General features: G+C 64.6%; 8 protein-coding genes. 2 read left to right on the top strand and 6 right to left on the bottom strand.

Going from position 1 to position 20,229, the window contains the following annotated elements; genetic code table 11:
- The first annotated feature begins 2 nt into the window (after nt 1-2).
- Complete coding sequence (locus R3P95_RS22605; protein ID WP_317549581.1) at nt 3-6,806, top strand: non-ribosomal peptide synthetase; 6,804 nt, start codon at nt 3-5, stop codon at nt 6,804-6,806.
- Entirely contained in the window at nt 6,803-13,207 is a 6,405-nt protein-coding gene (locus R3P95_RS22600; RefSeq protein WP_317549580.1) for a non-ribosomal peptide synthetase, read from the top strand. The genes R3P95_RS22605 and R3P95_RS22600 overlap by 4 nt, the downstream gene beginning before the upstream one ends.
- A gap of 66 nt (nt 13,208-13,273) precedes the next feature.
- Here the strand turns inward: R3P95_RS22600 and R3P95_RS22595 are convergent, their stop codons facing one another.
- The 6 genes from R3P95_RS22595 to R3P95_RS22570 all read right to left on the bottom strand — a co-directional run bounded on the left by R3P95_RS22595 (nt 13,274) and on the right by R3P95_RS22570 (nt 20,192).
- On the bottom strand, nt 13,274-14,308 hold the full coding sequence (locus tag R3P95_RS22595) for an ABC transporter substrate-binding protein (protein ID WP_317549579.1): 1,035 nt from the start codon (nt 14,306-14,308) through the stop codon (nt 13,274-13,276).
- A 110-nt stretch (nt 14,309-14,418) separates the two neighbouring features.
- Entirely contained in the window at nt 14,419-16,410 is a 1,992-nt protein-coding gene (locus R3P95_RS22590; RefSeq protein ID WP_317549578.1) for a TerD family protein, read from the bottom strand.
- Between the two features lie 132 nt (nt 16,411-16,542).
- On the bottom strand, nt 16,543-17,331 hold the full coding sequence (locus R3P95_RS22585) for an amino acid ABC transporter ATP-binding protein (RefSeq protein ID WP_317549577.1): 789 nt from the start codon (nt 17,329-17,331) through the stop codon (nt 16,543-16,545).
- Nucleotides 17,328-18,068, bottom strand: coding sequence for an amino acid ABC transporter permease (locus tag R3P95_RS22580; RefSeq protein WP_094614187.1), 741 nt, complete (start codon nt 18,066-18,068; stop codon nt 17,328-17,330). Before R3P95_RS22580 ends, R3P95_RS22585 begins: the two co-directional genes overlap by 4 nt.
- Nucleotides 18,069-18,098: 30 nt before the next feature.
- Nucleotides 18,099-18,959, bottom strand: coding sequence for an ABC transporter substrate-binding protein (locus R3P95_RS22575; RefSeq protein WP_037189208.1), 861 nt, complete (start codon nt 18,957-18,959; stop codon nt 18,099-18,101).
- 228 nt (nt 18,960-19,187) lie between these two features.
- Nucleotides 19,188-20,192 (bottom strand): LacI family DNA-binding transcriptional regulator, encoded by a 1,005-nt coding sequence (locus tag R3P95_RS22570; RefSeq protein WP_317549576.1) that lies wholly within the window; start codon nt 20,190-20,192, stop codon nt 19,188-19,190.
- Nucleotides 20,193-20,229: the final 37 nt, after the last annotated feature.

Genomic DNA, 20,229 nt, shown 5'->3' with positions numbered 1-20,229 from the left:
GGATGACCATGCTCGACGCACCTCGAATCACCCCCGCACAGAGAGCCGTCTGGACCGCCGCGCAGATCGACGCCGGCGAGGGCACGTACTCGCTGGCGTGGCGACTCGAGCTCCCCACGACCACCGACCCCGTGCGTCTTCACAGTGCGGTGTCAGCCACGCTCGCCGGGTTGCCGCATCTCGATCGCGCATTCACGCCGTCCCCGAACGGTGACCTCGACATCGTCGACGCGGTGCCCGGACGCATCGAGACACATGCGACGTCCGGATCGGACACGCACATCGATTCCCTCGTCACCGAGGCTCGGTCCAGGATCGGGTCGTCGGACACCGGCCCGATGCATCACCACATCGTCGCCGCCGCAGAAGACGGGCGGCTCTGGTGGATTCAGGCCTACCACCACGTCGTGATCGACGGCCTTTCGGTCGCCGCACTCACAGAACGGGTCGCCGACGTCTACAACGATGTTCGGACGGACCGATCCACGCGTCCTCGCACCGACACCGCCTCACCGAGCGAGGACCGCGACTACTGGGATGCGGTGGTCGCGAGCCTGCCCGAAGATCAGGGTCTGCTCGAGCACACAGGACTGACGGTGTCGCACATCGCGGTCGAGCTACCGGAGAACGTCGTCGACCGCGTGCTCGCGTTGGCCGATCGCTCGCGCACGTCGCCGCGCCGCACGCTCGTCGGTCTCCTCGGCGCATACGCCGCAACGACGAGACCCGCAGGGCGGCAACCCATCCGCTTGGCGATCGCCGGCCGTGCCCCGGCGGAATCTCCGATCGCAATGACCTCGACCGTCGTGCCGTTCGTGCTCGAACACGAGGGCAGGACCGTCGTCGACGTGCTGGCGAACGTCGATTCCACCTTGACGCGGATGCGACCTCACACCGCGGTCGCACCCGATGTGGTGACCGAGCTGCTCCGGCTGCGGCGAGGAGACTCTGCGCTGATCGCTCCGGGAATCAATGTTCTGGTGGCCGAACGTGACTCGATGTTCGGAGGCGAGCGCGCGCGACTGCGTCAGAACTGGCTCGGGCCTGTGACGGACCTCGAGTTCGTGGTCGAGGGCACCATCGACCGTGCGAACCCTCGAAGCTCGTGGCTGGCAATGGAGCTACGAGGTGCCGGCACAGAGACGGAGATCCGAGCCCATGCGCACGCGCTTGCGGTCTTTCTCGATGCCGCGACCACCGCACCGGATGCTCCGATCGACTCGTTGCCCCTCGCCTCCTCGCAGCAGCTGCAGACGCTCGTAACCGACGTCAACGAGACCGGTCACTGCCTCGCCGAGCAGGATGTCGTGCAGATGTTCGAGGCGTGGGCGGAGCGGACAGGTGACGCGACCGCCGTCGTTGCAGGCTCAACCCGTCTGACCTACGCCGAGTTGAGCCACCGCTCGAGCCAACTCGCGCACTCGTTGGTGGCGGCGGGAGTCGGACCGGAAGCACGTGTGGCCATCGACATGACTCGGTCGGCCGAGATGGTCGTCTCCGTCATGGCCGTTCTCGCGGCAGGAGCAGCGTTCGTCCCGTTCGACCCGCAGTGGCCCCAGGCCCGCAGGGCTGCGGTAGTCCGTGACGCGAACATCGGCGTGGCATTGCGCGGCCCAGGAAGCTCGGAGTCGAACGAGGACACGGAGGTGCTGTCGATAGCGGTGGCCCTCGACCGATGGGAGCACGAGAGCCGACCGGTCACCCCGCCGTCGGGAGTGGTCCGTCACGGAGCCGGCCTGGCATACGTCATCTTCACCTCGGGCTCGACGGGTCGGCCGAAAGGGGCCATGATCCGGCACGAGGCCATCGCCAGCCGGATGAAGTGGCAGATCGAGCACATCCTGAAGGTGGGCCCGGGTGATGCCAGCCTCTTCAAAGCTCCACTCGCATTCGATATTTCGATCAACGAGCTACTGCTCCCGCTGTGCTCGGGAGGAACCGTCGTCGTAGCGGGACCGGGAGAGGATCGGGACCCGCAGCGATTGCTGGAGTTGATATCCCGTGAGCGAGTGACCTTCGTATATCTCGTCGCCTCCATGCTCGACGTGCTCCTCGAGACCAGCGCCGGGACCGACGCGATGGCAGGGATTCGTCACGTCTGGTGCGGCGGCGAAGTTCTCACTCCGGAGTTGTTCTCGCGGTTCCGGTCTCGCATGACCGGGACCCTCTATCACGGGTACGGGCCGGCCGAGGCGACGATCGGGGTCTCGCACGTGGTGTACGACGGGACCGGATCGGACCGAATCTCCACCTCGATCGGGCAACCGAATCCGGGTTGCCGGTTGTATGTGCTCGACGACCGCCTGCGACCACTCCCCGTGGGCATGGGCGGCGAGCTCTACGCGGCAGGTGACCTGCTCGGGCGCGGCTACGTCGGCGCATCGGACATGACTGCCGCGAGATTCGTCGCAGACCCCTTCGCCCTCGAGGTCGGCGGCCGCGCCTATCGAACGGGTGACCGCGCTCGCTGGACGGAAGGTGGAACACTCGACTTCCTCGGCCGAGCGGACAACCAGGTCAAGATCCGCGGCATGCGGGTGGAACTCGAAGAGATCGAAGCCGCCGCGGCCACTCATCCCCAGGTTCGCGCTGCCGTCGTGCTCGTGCACGCAGCGGCAACACCCGTTCTGTGCGGCTACGTGGTACCCACGGACGACGCGAACCCGAACTCGGACAACCTTTCTCGCAGTGTTCTCGCGCATCTGACGACGTTGCTGCCCCAGCACATGATTCCCGCGCATCTGATGGTGCTCGAGGCGTTTCCCACGACCGTCAACGGTAAGGTCGACCGCCGCGCCCTGCCCGTCCCGGATGTCGGAGGTGCGCCGGCGGGCCCGCTGACCGACGGTCAACGGCGATTGGCCGAACACATCGCGGCCTTGCTCGGTCGCGAAGCCGGCTCGCAGGCGCTCTTGGATTCCATCGGACCCGACAGCGGTTTCTTCGACCTCGGCGGAGATTCGCTGGCCGCGATGCGTCTGGTGACCCGGGTCAATCGGGATCTGAACCTACGGATATCGGTGCGAGCGGTGTTCGATCACCCGACGGTCGCGACTCTGTCTGCCTACATCGACGCAGCGGAACAGCCGCCGTGCGCCGACAGTGAAACGAATATCGACGAGACGGTCGACATCGATACGCGCACCCGGCCGATGAACGCCGGAGAGCGACGAATGTGGTTGGCGGACAGACTCAGTGGACACGGCGGAACCTACACGGTACCGCTGGTGTTCAGGGTCGCCGGTCCACTCGACCACTCCGCTCTCGAACAGGCACTCGCCGACGTCACCGCACGTCATCGATCTCTGCGGTCGTTGTACGTCGAGAACGACGGAGCACTGACGGTCGAGATCCTCGACCCGAGTGACGAACGCTCGGCCCCTGCCCTGCGACGTCACGCCCTGTCGTCCTCGAAGTTGGCGCAGGCGATCGAGCAGTTCCTGCAGGAACGATTCGATCCCTCGAAGTCGATAGCGCTGCGCGCCGGCGTGTTCGTTCACGACGACGAGCAGGACTGCACGACGCTCGTTCTCGCCGTGCATCACATCGCGACGGACGAATGGTCGGAACCGGCTCTGCTGCGCACCCTCTCGCGTGCCTACGCTGCGCGCGGTGCCGGCCGGACACCACTCGACCTGGGTACCGCGCCGCCCCCGACGGCGGTGTTCGAGGAGGATCATGAGTCCGAGATCGCCTCGTGGCGAGCACATCTGACTCCACTACCGCCGGTCCTGGACGTACCGGGCTGGCGCGCTGCCCGCCATACCGGCGCACGGACCGGGCGGACGATCAGACGCGTCGTTGCCGACGACGTCGCAGCGGCTGTGCGGTCCACGGCGCGCGAGTGCGGGGCGAGCATGTACATGGCCACTCAGGTTGCGACGGCGATCGCACTGCGCGCATGCGGATCGGGTGAGCAGTTCCTCACGGCGTCCCCGATGTCGATCAGGTCCCCGGAAACAGGCCACGACGACGCGAGCGACGAAGTGGGTTTCCACCTGAACACCGTGCTGCTGCGAGCAGATCTACGCGGAAACCCCACGCTACGAGAAGTGTTCGCGCGTACCCGGGACCAGACGCTGCACGCGCTCGCGCATTCGAGGGCACCGTACGAGGAGGTCGTGGCCGCGGTGCCGGCGCTGCGCGAGCAGCCTCCGGTGCGCGTGATGGTGGTCCACCAACCACACCGGGACGGCGGGGGCACTCTGACTCTCGGCGACCTGGTCACCGAACGGCTGCCCGTCGACACCGGTACGGCCAAGTACGACGTGAGTATCACTCTGTACGAGAACGATTCGGCCGTCGGTCTTGCTGTCGAGTACGCAACCGACGTCGTCGACACCGACGCCGCCCACGCACTGATGAGGCGACTCGAAACGGTGTTGCAGCGTATGCCGGCCTCGCTGGACCTGCAGGTCGACGCGGTGGATCTGCTCGACGCCCAGGACCACGCCACGCTGTCGCGACTCTCCGGCGCTCGACGAGCCATCGAACCCGGCCTGACGCTCGACCGAATCATCACTCGCGCATCCCCGGTGGACGGCGCGGCGCTGATATTCGAAAATCGTCGCCGAGACCTGAGAACAGTCCTCGGCGAGGCGTCCGCATTGGCACGGTTGATCATCGACTCCGGTCATGGACCCGAGGACGTCGTGGCGGTCGCACTCGATCGGTCACCCGCGCTGATCGTCACGATCCTCGCCGTGACCTTCTCGGGAGCCGCCTACGTGCCACTCGATCCAGCACTGCCCCAATCACGGCTTCGCTACCTGCTCGAAGACTCCGGTGCCGCCACGATCGTCACCACCGCCGATATCGCTGCACGTTTCTCCGATTCGGATGTGCCCCTGATCGACCTCGCCGACCCAGCGGTGGCCACTCGGCTGGCCGAACTTCCTACGCATCCGGTCGTCGACAACGAACGCCGACGCCCGCTGCGCGGTGATCATCCGGCGTACGTTCTCTACACCTCGGGTTCGACCGGACGACCGAAGGGCGTCGCGGTGTCCCATTCGGCCATCGTGAACCGCGTCCTCTGGGCCGCAGAACATCACGAGATCACCGATACGGACGTGTTCCTGCAGAAGACCCCCGCGTCGTTCGACGTCTCGGGCTGGGAGATCTTTCTGCCGTTCGTCACCGGAACGTCGGTCGTCGTGGTGGAAGACGGCGGCCACCGAGATCCACGGCGGCTGGCGGACCTCATCGCGACGCACGGAGTGAGCATCGTCCACTTCGTTCCCTCGATGCTCGGCGAATTCCTCACCACGGCGACGTCCGAACCCGCGAACCCTGTCCTCGACGCCAGTGCGCTGCGGCTGATCGTCTGCAGCGGCGAGCCGTTGACAGCGCAGCATGCGCAGTCGGTGGCCACGGTCTTCCCGCGGGCGACCCTGCTGAACCTGTACGGCCCCACCGAAGCGGCAATCGACGTGACCGCCGAGAACGTCTCGGCGCGCGGACCGGTCGCAGGGCTGTCCGTCGCGATCGGCACGCCGGTGTGGAACACCTACTGCCGCATACTCGATCACACGCTCGCCGAGGTGCTGCCCGGTGCCGAGGGAGATCTCTACCTCGGGGGAACGCAACTGGCCCGCGGGTACCACGACAAGGCCGCGCTGACCGCGAGCAGGTTCGTGGCCGACCCTCGGGCCGACGTCCCCGGTGCCCGCCTCTACCACTCCGGCGACCGTGCGCGGCAACGACGTGACGGCAGTATCGAGTATCTCGGCCGGACCGACGGCCAGATCAAGCTGGCCGGCCAACGTATCGAATTGGCCGAGGTGGAGGCCGCGCTTCGCGCCCATCCCGGCGTCCGGTCGAGCGCCGCGGCCCAACAGATCACGGCAGCCGGGCCGCGACTCGTCGGATACGTCGTCGCAGATGCCGGAACGGCTCTGCTCGAGGACGATATTCGCCTCACGGTCACCCGTATCCTCCCCGCGTCGTGGGTTCCGGCTCGTATCGCAATCCTGGACGAGATCCCGCTGACCTCGAGCGGAAAGCTCGACCGCAACGGCCTTCCCCCCATCGAATTCCATGTCTCGCCATCGAGTGATCGAGTACCGACAACCGACAGCGAGATCGCGATCCGTGCCTCCTTCGCCGAAGCCCTGGGACTCGAGGCCGACGACATGGGAATCGACGACGACTTCTTTCGAGTCGGCGGCGACAGCATCAGCGCGATTCGCACGGTCACCCTCGCGCGCAGACGCGGCTGGCGTATCACCGAGATGCAGATCTTCGATCTCCGCACGGTAGCCGCACTGGCCGAGGCCGCGGTGCACGACGCGGCGACGAAAGATGCTTCACACGAACATGTTTCCCGTGCCGATGTCGCTGTGCCGCTGCCCGATCTCGCCAGGGCCGCGGTGAAGTCGGGCCTGGACATCGACGACCGTATCGAGACGGTTCGGGTCGAGATCGACGTCCGCTCCGATCTGACCGCAGTAGACCTCGACAGGGAGGTGCGCCGGTCGACAACAGCGCTGATGAAGACGTTCCCGGCACTGCGCACCCGCATCGACCGCTCCCGGCGCAGGTTGTGGAAAGCCTTCGAGATACATCCCGACGCGGTGAACATCGAGACCGTCGTGCACGTTGCAGGTGAAGAGAATTCGGCGAGCGTCGCGAACGGGATCGATGTCGACACCGGCCCGTTGCTCCACATCCATGTCGAAAAACACGAGAGCGACGGATGGTCCGCCTTGCTGTCCGTGCATCACCTCGCGCTCTCGGACACTCTCACCGCGTCGACAGTGGCGGAACACTTTCTCGGCACACTCGCATCAGGAGTTCACCGATGACGAACACCCACACGTCCGCACGTACCGGGCCGGCGTCGACTGCACAGCAGCGGATGCTGTTCCTCGATCAGATGGAAACGGACCGCCATGCGTACACCATGCCGGTCCACCTCGATCTGACGTCGGATCCGGATCTGGACGTCCTGGCCGATGCACTGGCAGATGTGGCAACACGCCATGCGTCGCTGCGCAGTGTGTACTCGAACGACGACGGCAGGGTGCTGCGCCACCTGAAACCCACAGCCGCAGTGGAGGTAGCGGACCGTCGAGGTGAACCGTACAACCCCCGCACATTCGACCTCGGCACCGAGATCCCCTTCGCCGCAGATCTCTACGACCGGTCTCGCTTGGTCCTGACGGTGCACCACATCGCCGCCGACGGCGGTTCGGTGCCGATCCTGTTGGAAGACATCCGGATCGCGTACGACGCGCGTGCTCGAGGCGAGGAACCGATCTGGCCGGCGTCGGCGGTGGACTACGCGCAGTATGCGGAGGACGAAGGCTCCATCGACGTCACGACAGATCGACCGTTCTGGACGTCCACTCTTGCACCGTACGTCGAGCCCGTCGCTCTCCCGCTGGATCACGCCCGCAGCGAAGTGCCGTCCACCGCGGGGCGGATCATCGAAACGGTACTGCCCACGTTCCTGGACGACGACATCGAGCAGTTCTGCACGACGAACCGCATCAGCCGACTGGTCTTTCTCCAGATCGTCACTGCTCTCGCACTGCGTGCCCACGGCGGCGGCGACCTGATCCCGATGGGCACGGCCGTCGATACTCGACCACCGGACGCGCTGACCGATGCGGTGGGGCTCTATGTCAACACCATCGTGCTGCCCACCGACCTCACCGGCGACCCCACAGTGACCGAATTGACCGCGCGGACCAGGAATTCGACGCTCGACTGTGTCGACCGTCGCGACACCCCGTTCCACGACGTCGTCGAGTGGATCCGGCCCGCGAGAACCCCGGGAGTGCATCCACTGTTCCAGGTAATGATCGCCGAGGTGGACACGCGACCGAAACCGGTGTCGCTGGGGCCCGTAGACGGAGTCCTCCGCCCACCGGACGACGCGTCGGCAAAGTTCGATCTGATCGCCGCCATCGGTCCACGAGGTGAATCGGGTCGACTCGGATTCGACATCCTCTACCGCCGGGAACTGTTCGAGGACAGAACCATTCGAACGATTCTGGACGACATGACACTGATCGCAGCTCAGGCCGTCGCAGATCCGAACCGGCGGATCTCCGAACTGGCCACCAGTCCGAACGACTCGGCCCCGCAACGGATCCCGATACCCGCTCGGCCGCTTCCCGGCAAGTGGTCACGCACACTCCCTTTGTCCGAGAGGCAGATCCGTCGTGCCCAGGCGACGCTCATCGGCCTCCACCTTCGGCACGACATGCTCTCCACCGGACTCGACACCGACGGTGACATGCCGGTGCGTACCTCTCTGACGGCAACGGAGATTCTCGAGCGGTCTCGGATCCACAGTGCAGAAACGGAATTCGGGGCTGTCGCGAACGGGGGTCTTCGAGCCGGTTGGACGGGCGAAGGTGCACTGCAACTGGAGATGACCCACGCGGCGGTCGACGAGGAGTCGTGGCCGTCCGTTCTCGATGCGTTGACGAGTGATCGATCGGTGGTCGACGTGGCGGTCGGCTCCTCGGCACGATGGTCACGCCTCGATCAGGACCTGGCAGAGGACCTCTCGATCGTCGACCACGCCGAGACGTGGCTCGACGTCGTGGATGCGGCCGTGAATGTGATCGACCGGCGAGAAACAGGGTCGCCCCTCTTCTCCGTGCCGACAGCACCCGCGAGTGGTGGTGCCGAGAGTTCTGCACCACTGACCACGACCGGACTTCCCGGCATCGTCGAGACTCGGACGGCTGTCCTCGAGTCGGTGCGCGAGGTGATGACCGAGCTCGCCGGACACGAGTCGATGGTGGTGTGGGTCGACGAATCCGACCGAGACCGAAACGTCGAACACGGTTCCAGAACGGTGGGTTGCCTGCGCCGCGGGCTACCCGTCGTGATCGACGCGGGCACCCTCCTCGGCGCAGATGCCGACCCCGAGCACGCCGCATCCTTCGGGGTGGCCGCGCACCTCAGCGAACACACCCCTGGTGTGTTCGACGACCTACCGCCTGCCGATCTGCAGGTCCGCATCCACATTTCGAGTGCCGAAGGGCAGCACCTCGTACAGAGCGCCTCCGCGCCCGAGATCGACGTCAGGTTCCTCCGAACCGAGACCGGATCGTGGTCGTGCGCGTGTTCGGTGTCCGCCCTCGCCGACATCGACGTCGCCCACGTCGCCGCACGCCTGGCGACGGCTGTCGCGACCAGGTTGAACGCAGTGGGTTCCGGAGTCAATCCAGTGGTGGCCAGCGCGTTTGCAGACGGCATCGATCGCAGTACCGACATGGCCGGACTCGACCCGCGGGAGCGTCGATCAGTGGAGTCGATTCTCGGCCCGCTGCGAGCGATCTACCCGACGACGTCGTTGCAGGACGGGCTTCTCTTCCATCAGCAGCTGGATGGACAGGGCGAGGGGATCTACCTGTCGCAGACGGTGATGCGACTGTCCGGCTCGCTCGACACGGATCTGTTGCGACGTGCCGCGGACGCCGTGCTCGCCGCGCACCCGCAGGTCGGTGCAGGATATGTCCAGCTCGGTGAGCGCACCGTTGCCGCAGTGCCGAGGACGGTCCGGATGCCCTGGGCGACGACGGATCTGCGACACCTCGACGCAGATGCGGCTCAGGTGGAGCTGACACGTTTCGAAAGGCGCGAGGCTGCACAGGGATTCGACCCTGTGCAGCCGCCGCTCGTCCGACTGGGCGTGGCGCTGCTCCCCGAGGGCCGGAGTGCACTGGTGTTCACCATCGAACATCTCGTTCTCGACGGGTGGTCCATCTGGAGATTCCTACGGGCCGTTCTCGACGAATACACCCGGCCCGGCCGCACCGAGTCGAGTCACCGTGCGTCGTACGACGACTACATGATGTGGCTGAGAACTCGTGATCGTGATGCGGGCCTGCAGATGTGGCGGCGCCAGCTCGCAGGCACGCCGGGGCCGACACTGCTCGCTCCCCGGCGCACCGCGGCATCGGTCGATCCGGCCGGTTCGGCGGAGACGGTCTTCCATCTCGATCGCTCACTCACCCGAGAGGTGAAGGAACTCGCTGCGCAGACCGGCGTGACGACGAGCATCGTGTACGAACTTGCGTGGGCGCTGACTCTGCAGAAGTTCACCGGCCAGGACGATGTGGTGTTCGGTACCGTGGTGTCCGGTCGGCCGGCCGAGATCCCCGGTATCGACGAGCTTCTGGGGTTGCTGTTCAACACGGTCCCGCTGCGGGTGCGCATCGATTCCGCTCTCGCCGTCCGTGACCATCTGGCCCGTATTCAGGACGAGCGACGCCCCCTGCTCACCCATCCGTATCTCGCGCTGTCCGACCTGGAGGAGTGCGCCGGGCACCGTGGATTGTTCGATACGTTGTTCGTCTTCCAGAACATCCCGGTCGTCCCGCCCGACGAGCGGTTGGGTCCCGATGGCGCACTTCGGGTGATCGACCAGAAGCTCAGTGATGCAACGCATTACGCACTGACGGTGGTTGTCGCGCCGGTGGAGTCCGGTGCCCGGGTGCGAGTGATGCATCGACGGGACGCTCTCGACGATGCCCGGGCAGCAGCGATCGCCGACACCTATCGGGCGGCGTTGGCCGCGCTGACTGCGGCACCGGACGAGGCGGCGGCGAGCATCGCTCTGCTCACCCCGCGTGAGCTCGCGTGGACGCGGCAACACTCGGGCGCACTCGGCTCGGCTGTACCCGAGCACACGGTGTGGGATCTGTTCGCTGCACGCGCTGCAGACCGACCGAACGCGCTGGCACTGGTGGCCGGGGATGTTCGGTGGAGCTTTGCCGAACTGCATTCACGCGCACTGAATCTCGGGGCGCTGCTGCGATCGAACGGCGTCGTCGGGGAATCGCGGGTCATGCTCTTCCTCCCCCGCACCGAGCTCATGGTCGAGGCGCTGTTCGGTGTCTTCGCCGCAGGAGCTGCCTACGTTCCGGTCGATACCGAGATGCCCGTCGACCGCATCGAGTACATCGTGCGCGAATCGCGCCCGCACGTCGTTCTGACGACGAGCACGCTGGCGGAACAGCTGCAGAGCGTCACGACCGAACAGTCCGCTGCCGTCATCGAACTCGACGTCGACGGTGTCGGAAAAGGACTGCCTGCACCCGGCAATGTCGCGCGGCGACTCGACCAGCTTGCCTACATCATCTACACGTCGGGATCGACCGGGCGTCCCAAAGGGGTTGCAGTCCCGTACAGCGGGTTGACGAACATGTTCGTCAACCATCGCAAGGAAATCTTCGAGCCCGTCGTCGCCCGGGCCGGGCACAGACAGTTGGCGATCGCGCACACCACGTCGTTCTCGTTCGACGCATCGTGGGAGCAGTTGTTCTGGCTGTTGGAGGGCCACACGGTGCACGTGATCGACGAGCAGACGCGACGCGATCCGGCGATTCTCCTCGACTACTTCGATGCGGAGAGAATCGATGCCTTCGACGTCACACCGACCTACGGTGAACATCTCGTCGACGCCGGCCTGCTGGCCCGCCCGCGGTGCCTGAACACGTCCCTGCGGGACGACGACTCCGCGGGTCTTGTCTTCGTCTCGCTCGGCGGCGAAGCGGTCGGAGACCGCCTGTGGTCCGACCTACGAGACGCACCAGGAACGGGAGGGTACAACCTCTACGGGCCCACCGAATACACGATCAACGCGCTCGGTGCCGACGTGCAGGACCGATCGACGCCGACACTGGGTCGGCCCATTCTGAACACCACCGCGCATGTGCTCGACACCGCATTGCGGCTGTCGGCACCCGGCGTCATCGGCGAGCTCTATCTGTCGGGTGCAGGCCTCGCGCGTGGATACGACGGACGGCCCGGGTTGACTGCGGAACGTTTCGTGGCAAACCCTTTCACGGACAACGGTTCTCGAATGTATCGAACCGGTGACCTGGTATCGCGCGACCCGGACGGGTTGATCTCCTATCACGGCCGCGCCGATAATCAGGTGAAGATCAGGGGCCATCGCGTCGAGACCGGGGAGATACAGGACGCGCTGCTGCGGCTCCCGGGCATCGTGCGCGCCGCGGTGACCGTGTTCGAGCGGGCAGGCGGTACGGAACTGGCCGCGTACGTCCTCGTCGACGGCCCGGAAGCGTCGGACATCACCGCGTCATCGGTCAAAGACGGGCTACGGGAACTGATTCCGAGCTACATGGTCCCGGCATCGGTGCAGGTGGTCGACAGCCTGCCGCTGACGGTCAACGGCAAGCTCGACGTCGCGGCGCTGCCTGCACCGTCGGAGAGTGCCGAGCCGGTGGACCGTCCGCGAGGCGATGTCGAATCGTTGATCGCCGATGCGGTCCACGACGTGTTGGGCGTGACCGAGATCGGCAGAGACGACGACTTCTTCGCGTTGGGTGGGCATTCACTGGCTGCTGTCCGGTTGGCGTCTCGTCTGCGCGCGGTGGATCTCGAGCTCGGTGTGCGCGACATCTACGCGCGACCGACAGTCGCGGGTCTGGCACGTGCGGTCATCGACGGTGGCGGAGACGGCATGCTCGCACCGGTGGTGGAGTTGCGTCGAGCCGGCGATCCCGCTGTGTTCTGTCTGCAGCCTGCCGGAGGTCTCAGTTGGTCCTACATCGGAGCCTTGCGGTTCCTCGATCCCTCGATATCGGTATACGCCATCCAGGACCCGGCGCTGCAGAGCGGCGACGACGCGATCGAGTTGACGTCGATCGAGGCCTTGGTCGACGACCATGTCGAGCGGATCCGAGCCGTCCGACCACACGGTCCGTACCACCTGCTCGGATGGTCTTTCGGCGGGCAGCTCGCACACGCGATCGCCGCGCGTCTGCACGAGCGGGGCGAAAAAGTGGCGTCGCTGGTCTTGCTCGATTCCTACGCAGACGTCGCCGGCGCAGACACGGCCGAACGTGAGGATCTGTCTGAGAACGGCATAGAGGAGGCGCAGAACAATTTTCGGCGCCACATGCAGACGGATCCGCTGCTGTCGAGCTTCGCTTCCGAGGTACAGGACCGGTTGGTGCGCACCCTCGGTCGGCACCTCGCTCTGTCGATACCACCGACGGTCGGCCGCCACGCGGGCGACGCGTTGCTGATCGGAGCTTCTCGTGGAACGCCCCTGGAGATGCAGCGTCGCCGAGACCGCCAGTGGCAGGACAGAATCACCGGGACCGTCCACGTGCACTCCGTCGACCTCGAGCATGCACAGCTAGGTCAGGCGCACAACTGGTCGGTGTTCGGGCAACGAGTGGCCGACTACATCTGGGCTCGCATCGAATGACGTACCCCCACCTCGGGGTTGCCGAGGTGGGGGCAGCGGCTCGGTCTTCGATCCGAAGTTGTGGATCTAGACGGTCGTCTTGTCGATCGCCGCCGTCAGATCGACGATCTGCGCGGTGTAGCTCGCATAGTTGTTGGTCGCGTCGGTGGTCCAGTCGGCGATGTTTCCGGCCTCCGCAGCGTTGACCAGGGCCCAGGTCGGACGGTCGGCTTCCAGTTCCGCCAGCGGGGTCGAGTACGAACGAGTATCCAGCAGAATGAGATTCGGCTGATACTGACCGACATTCTCCCAACTCACGGGCGTGAAGGATCCCGAGTCGGCGGCGCGTGGAACGTCGGACTCGAGAAGCGTCAGACCCCAGTTCTGGTAGTCACGCAGTTCGGGAAACTCGTCGTTGATCGCGACGTAGTACTGGTCCGACGGGGAGATGGCCATCGCGGTCAGACCCGGCTTGGCAGCAATTGCTTCCTTCAGGTCGGCGACAGCGGAGTCGTAGGCCTCACGGTCGGCCCGGTTCGCGTCGGTATCGACGTCGGCACCGAGTTCGGTGGCCAGTGTCTCGTAGTCCTGCAGGGTCTCGGAGGAGGGCTTCTGCGCGGAGACAGCAAGGAACGGTGCGACCTGCTCGAGTTGGTTGGCGAGGTCGGATGTTTCGAGACCGAGGCCGCCGTAGGCGTCCCCGGCGTACCAGCCGGTGATGAGCACATCGGGATCGAGGGCCGCGACCTGTTCGACGTCGATGTCGCCGTATGCCTGTCCCACGCTTTCGATGCCGTCGAGATCGAGTCCGCGCAGCGGGATCGACGACTCGAAGGAGCTCCCTCCCCAGATGCCGACCGGCTTGATGCCCAGCGGGATCAACGCTGCGGCAGCCTGTTCGCTGGCCACGATGCGCGACGGCACCGCGTCTAGTTCGACGGTTTCGCCGCGGCCGTCCACGTAGCTGAAACCGGACTCCGAACTGGTCGTGTTCGACTCCCCCGGCTCGTTGTCCGAAGAGGAACATCCGCTCAACGCGGTGACGCCCACCATCGAGAGCACTGCGAATGTCGTCGCCAGCGTGCGCCGAGATCTCCGCGTTCGAGTCGTTGAAATTCTCAAGGTCCGCATTCTTTCCCCATCATCCAAGTTAGGCAAACGTTGCCTGTGTTTGGATAGACTAACCAACACGACGGGGGTTCGGTGCAGTTGGTTCGCCTTGGTGGGTCCGATCAGTCGGCCACGGTCTCGACCGATGACGTTCCCGGTGCCGACGGGACCCATGGCTTCAGAGGTTGGACGACATCGCGATAGAAGGCGTCGAGACCGTCGGTCACGCTACCGATGAAGCCGGCCGCGGATCCCGAGCGCTTGCTGCCCATCTTGGTCGGTGACGTCAGCGTGAAGTACTGCAATTCGCTGGATCGGCCTGCGGTCAACGATTTGGCATCCGCTCGCACGGTCGCCAGGTTCTCGCACGATATTTCGCTTGCGTCTGCGAACACGGCTTCGACCAAGATATCGGCGGGAGCGTTCTTCAGTTGCTTGAGTAGCCACGACGCTCGCCGGAGCGCGGTTCCGTCGGTCGGCGCGTCGACTGCGGTACTGCACTGAATCTTGTTGGTACGCATATCCGCTTCGACAGTGACATCCCCGGCGGCATCCGGAATGCGCAATGTGGCCGAGAGACACCCGGAGACAACGAGCTGCTCGACGATGTACTCGTTGCGCGCCTGGGGATCTCCGCTGAATTTCCTCGGGAGGTGGTGCTTCACCGGAACGCCGAGATCGGCGGTCATCCGCAGGGCCAGGTGCCTGGACAGCGACGCCCACGTGTTCGCGACCGACAACGCTTTGACATCACTCGCGCGGAGGGTCCCGGCGGTGACGGAGTCACGAACTGCCACCCAATGGCGACCCATGTCGACGAACTCCGTCGCGCCGGACTTCGGGTGCGTCAGGTACCGGACGAATTCGCTCAGAATCCATACCTGCAGAGAATCGGCAAGGTCGCCGTGCGACAACAGCATGCGAGCCTCGTGAATGACCTCGGACCATGAAATATGTCGCAGCGATACCTTGTTCAGCTTGGTCTTGTTCACCTGGACCGGAAGCTCACCGGCGGAGGCAGGTATGTCGTTGGACAAACTCAGAACGGTCTCGTACCTGTGCCTCTTCGCGACATCGAGGTAATTCTCTAGCTGCTCTTTCTGCAGCTTGCCGGTACCGGTCTTCACTTCCAGCAACGCGGTCCACACTTGGCCCGCGCGCGATACGCGGAACACACCGTCGGGGATGACTTTTCCCTCGCCCTTGGCGAACTGCACTTCGAGATAGCCCTCGAAGGGACCGGATGGCGCTCCGGCATGTGCGCAGATTGCGCGAGCGAACGGACGAACCGCCTGCATCGTCGCGATCAGTGCCGAGGTGGCCCTCTTCTCCTGCTCCTCACCGGATCCGACACCGGAAACGGAGAACAGGCGAGCCGTCTGCCACGCTTCTCCTCCGGCCAGGGTGAACCGAGGCGGCGTGACCTTCTTGGCAATGGGCTTCTTGGTGCGGACGCCACGTTTCGGCGGTTCGACATCGACGACCGAGACGTCGACGATCTCACCGGTCGTGTCGACGGCCTGAACATGCGAGTCAGCGACCTCGACCACGACCACGTCGTTCTCCGAGGTTTCGGGCTCGCTGTCGTCGACGTCGACTCCGAAGTCCTGCGCAAGACCGCCGAGACCGGTTTCCCAGCCCTGTCCGACCGCCCGCAGTTTCCATGCGCCGTTCCGCCGATACACCTCGCCGAACACCAACGCACGTTCCGACGACGCATCGGCGGTGAGAAACTCCCCGAGCACAGAACCGGTTTGATCCCGCACCTGCATCGACAGTTTTCCGAATTCACCCAACGGAACGTCGTCGGAGCTACCCGCGATGACCACCTTGTCGACTTCGGCTGCGAGAGAATCGAGGTGAATCGACACTCGTTCCTGTTTGCCTTCGTCGGTGCTACTGCTCCCGCGGTATCGTACGGTCGCGTCCTCGGACTCCGGCTGGTTGTAGAAGACGAAGTCTGCGTCGGACCGAACGTGCCCGCTCGAATTCACCAGCAGCGCAGACGCATCGAGATCTCGCTCCGGGTCGACCCAGGACACGATGACATCCAGCTCGGTCACCTCGTCCGGCAGGGAAATGTTCTGGCCCTTGGCGAGGATGGGTGAACTCACGCTGACACGCTCCTGTCGGACAAAACGGACTCCGACTGCTCACCCTATGCACCGGGTGGCAATGTGAGTCGTCCTCGCTCGACATTCATTCATTCGACCTACGGCACGCATGGTCGGCCCCACTTACGCTTGTCAGAGAATGCGACTCAAGAATTGTTGTGTACGAGCGCTTTTGGGATTGTCGAAGAACTCACCGGGAGGTGCCTCTTCAACGATCTTCCCGTCGCTCATGAAGACGACCCTGTCTGCGGCCGCTTTCGCGAAGCCCATTTCGTGGCTGACCACCACCATCGTCATGCCCTCGTCGCGCAGTCGAAGCATGACGTCGAGGACCTCGTTGACCATCTCGGGATCGAGGGCAGACGTGGGCTCGTCGAACAGCATCACTTCGGGCTTCATCGCCAACGCTCGGGCGATCGCCACGCGTTGCTGCTGACCACCGGACAGTTGTGACGGGTAGTTCTCCCCCTTGTCCGACAGGCCGACGAGGTCGAGCAGTTCCTGAGCTTGTCTGCGCGCCTTGTCCTTCTGCGTACCGAGGACATGACGCGGACCCGATGCGACGTTGTCCAGCGCTGTCATCATGGGAAACAGGTTGAAGCTCTGGAACACCATTCCTGTGTGGTGCCGCTGCTTGGCGATCTGCGCCTCCGACAGCGGCGTTCGCTTGACCCCCTCCGAGAAGCCCATCATCTCGCCGCATACTCGGACGGTCCCGGATTCGATCGTCTCGAGACAGTTGAGCGTGCGCAGCAGGGTGCTCTTTCCACTTCCCGACGGCCCGAGGAGCAGGACCACTTCCCCTTTGTCGACCGTGAAATCGATGTCGTCGAGGACGACGAGATCGTTGTAGGCCTTCGTCATATTCTTGACCTCGACCATCGTCGTGGCCTTCGTGGTCGCAGACGTCGCACTCGTCATCGGTTCACAGCCTCGGCTTTCATCGCGCTGTCGTCGAGCTTCGGACTCGACGGGCCGCCCTTACGGCGGTAATTGCGGTCGTATCCACGTCCTACTCGTACTTCGATCATCTTCTGAATCAACCCCCACAGAGTTGTCAGCACCAGGAAGTACAACGCTGCCGCGCAGAGCCCTTCCAGCACTCGGAAATTCACCTGCACCAAGAACTGCGTCCGACGCAGCAGTTCCTGCACCGAGATGACCGATACCAGCGTTGTGGTCTTGAGCAATCCGTTGAAGCTGTTGCCGAGTGGAGGAATCATCACCCGCAGCGCCTGTGGAAGAACCACCACGCGGAAGACCTTCGTGGGTGACATGCCGAGGGCCCGTGCCGCTTCCGTCTGTCCGGTGGGAACCGACAGCAATCCGGAACGGACTATTTCCGACAGGTATGCGGCTTCGTTGAGAACCAGGCCCACGAGTGCCGCCTCGATCACACCCAGTTTGATGCCGACCTGAGGCAGTCCGGTGTAGATGATCACCAACTGCACCAGTAGAGGCGTGCCGCGCATCAGCCACACGTAGAACCCGGCGACTATCCGCAGGGGCACGAGCTTGGATGATCGCGCGGAGGCCACCACCACGGCGAGAGCGAGTCCGAGGATCATGCTGACCACGGTGAGCCAGATCGTGACCCACGCGCCTTCGAGCAGCTGAGTGCTCGTCAGGATGGAGAAAAATGCGTCCCAGGACCACATGGGGGTGCCTTTCGACTTGCGTTGGTCGGATCAGCTGTCGAGAGGACCGGTGCTGACGGCAATGTCGCCGTCGTATCCGGTGACGTCGTACTGCTCGAACAGCTCGGGCAGATATCCATCGCTCCTCATCTCCGACAGCACGCGCGCCACCTCAGCGGAGGATTTGCTGCCCTTGGCGAATCCCATTGCCAGGGGTGCCTCGTTGATTCCACCGACGGCTGTCTCGAAGCGTCCGTCTTCCTGGTAGAACGACGTGACCGACTCGACGATGGAGGTCCCGTCGAGCTGTCCCGCCGAAAGCGCTTGATAAGCATCGGCATTGGTCTTGAACGTCTGCACCGTCAGCGCCGGCTTTCCTTCGGCCGCAAATTGCTCGGCCATGGCGGTCAGCGTGTCGAACTCGTATCCGGGCGCTTCGACTCCGATGGTCTTGCCCGCCAGGTCGTCCACGCTGGAGATCGATTCGGGGTTGCCCGACGGCACCGAGATCGAGACTGCCTGCACCTCGTACGGAACGAGATCGATGGTCTCGGCACGGGCAGGCGTGTAGAACATGCCGGTGTCGATCATGTCCCAGCGGCCGGCCTGCACACCGGGAATCTGCGCCTCGAACTCGATGTTGACGAACTTCGGCGTCAGACACAGGCGCTTGGCGATCTCCTTGCCGAGGTCGACGCGCATGCCGATCACGTCCCCGTTCGGATCGACGTACTGCATGGGCGGAAGGGTTGCGTTGGTGGCCATCGTCAGTACGCCTTCTTCGGCGAGGTCCGAAGCACCGAGCGTGGGTGTGCAGTCCGTAGGCGCGGCTGCGGAATCGTCCGAGGAACTACAGGCAGTGAGGCCGGCCACCACGACAGCGATAGCGGCGAGTCCTGTTAACTTGCGCATTGAGCGAGCCTTTCGATATCGACTGCAGCACTACACGTTCGAGGACGGGGCGGCAGCGACGATGACGGAGTGATTCGAGAAGAGCCGATCCGTTGGGATCGATTGCATCAAGCGTCGCAGACGAATTCGGAGGCGTCAACGCGGTTAACACTGCCGACACGCGGTACATCAACTGTTAACCGTTCGCACGTGATCGCAGTCGCCGTTCCTGTGATCCGATAACGTCGATCACAGTGCGGCACACGACGCCCGCTCCACCAGACGAGCACCGATTCGATACGTACGCCCGTCGGGTTCGAGTGAGTCCTTGATCTGCTGGAACAACAGATCCATGGCCACGTTGGCCAATTGGGCCGCGCCGTTGTCGACGACTGTGATTGCCGGCCGCCACATCGCGAGCCACGGCATGTCCTCGTGGCAGATCAGCGACAACGCGTCCGGTACCGACACGCCTCTGCCGACGAGCGTGGGCAGGATGCCGAAGACAGCCTCGTGGTTGGCCGCATACAGGGCAGTCATCGAGTGGGGTGCATCCAGTAACGAGTTGATCGCTTCGGCACCGAATTCCGTGGTGAACGGGCCTTTCCGGACGATCGTCTCGTCGACCGGGATACCTGCGTCCGCCAGCGCCAGTCGATAGCCCTCGTAGCGCTCACGTCCGGACGTCGCATCCTCGTTTCCACCGATATAGCCGATACGACTGTGCCCGAGCTCGATCAGATGCGCTGTCGCATCGCGAGCACCCGTCACGTCGTCTGCCAGCACCGTCGACGCCGAGCTCCCCTTGACCGAACGAATCAGGTTGACCACCGCGCGGCCCTGCTCCAGAAGCGCATTCGACGCCGCCGCACTTCGACCGCTGCCGATCACGATGGTTCCGTCGACGCCGTGCTCGCCCAGCATGGCCAGTACGTCGTCCTCGCGCGCCGGATCGGCATCGGTGATGCAGAGCAGGACCTGGAATCCGCTGGCTGCCGCTCTCTTCTGGACGACCTCGGCGACCGTGTGAAAGGTCGCGTTGAGCAGGTTGTTCATGACCAGACCGACCAAGTGCGACCTGTTGGAGCGCAGCGCACTCGCAGCCCTGTTCGGCCGATACCCGAGAACCCGGGCCGCATCCTCCACCGCTGCCCGTGTCTCCGCGGAGATCAGCGACGATCCACTCAATGCGCGTGATGCCGTGCTGCGCGAAACCCCAGCAGCGCTCGCAACGTCGATCAAGGTGACCGCCATCGGTTCTCCGTTCTCTTGCTTCACGCCTCGGACAGAC

Origin of the sequence: Rhodococcus cercidiphylli (assembly GCF_033042225.1) — a bacterium.
Lineage (GTDB): Bacteria > Actinomycetota > Actinomycetes > Mycobacteriales > Mycobacteriaceae > Rhodococcoides.
The sequence above is the reverse complement of the archived record's forward strand: the minus strand, read 5'-3'. Positions and strand labels throughout refer to the sequence as shown.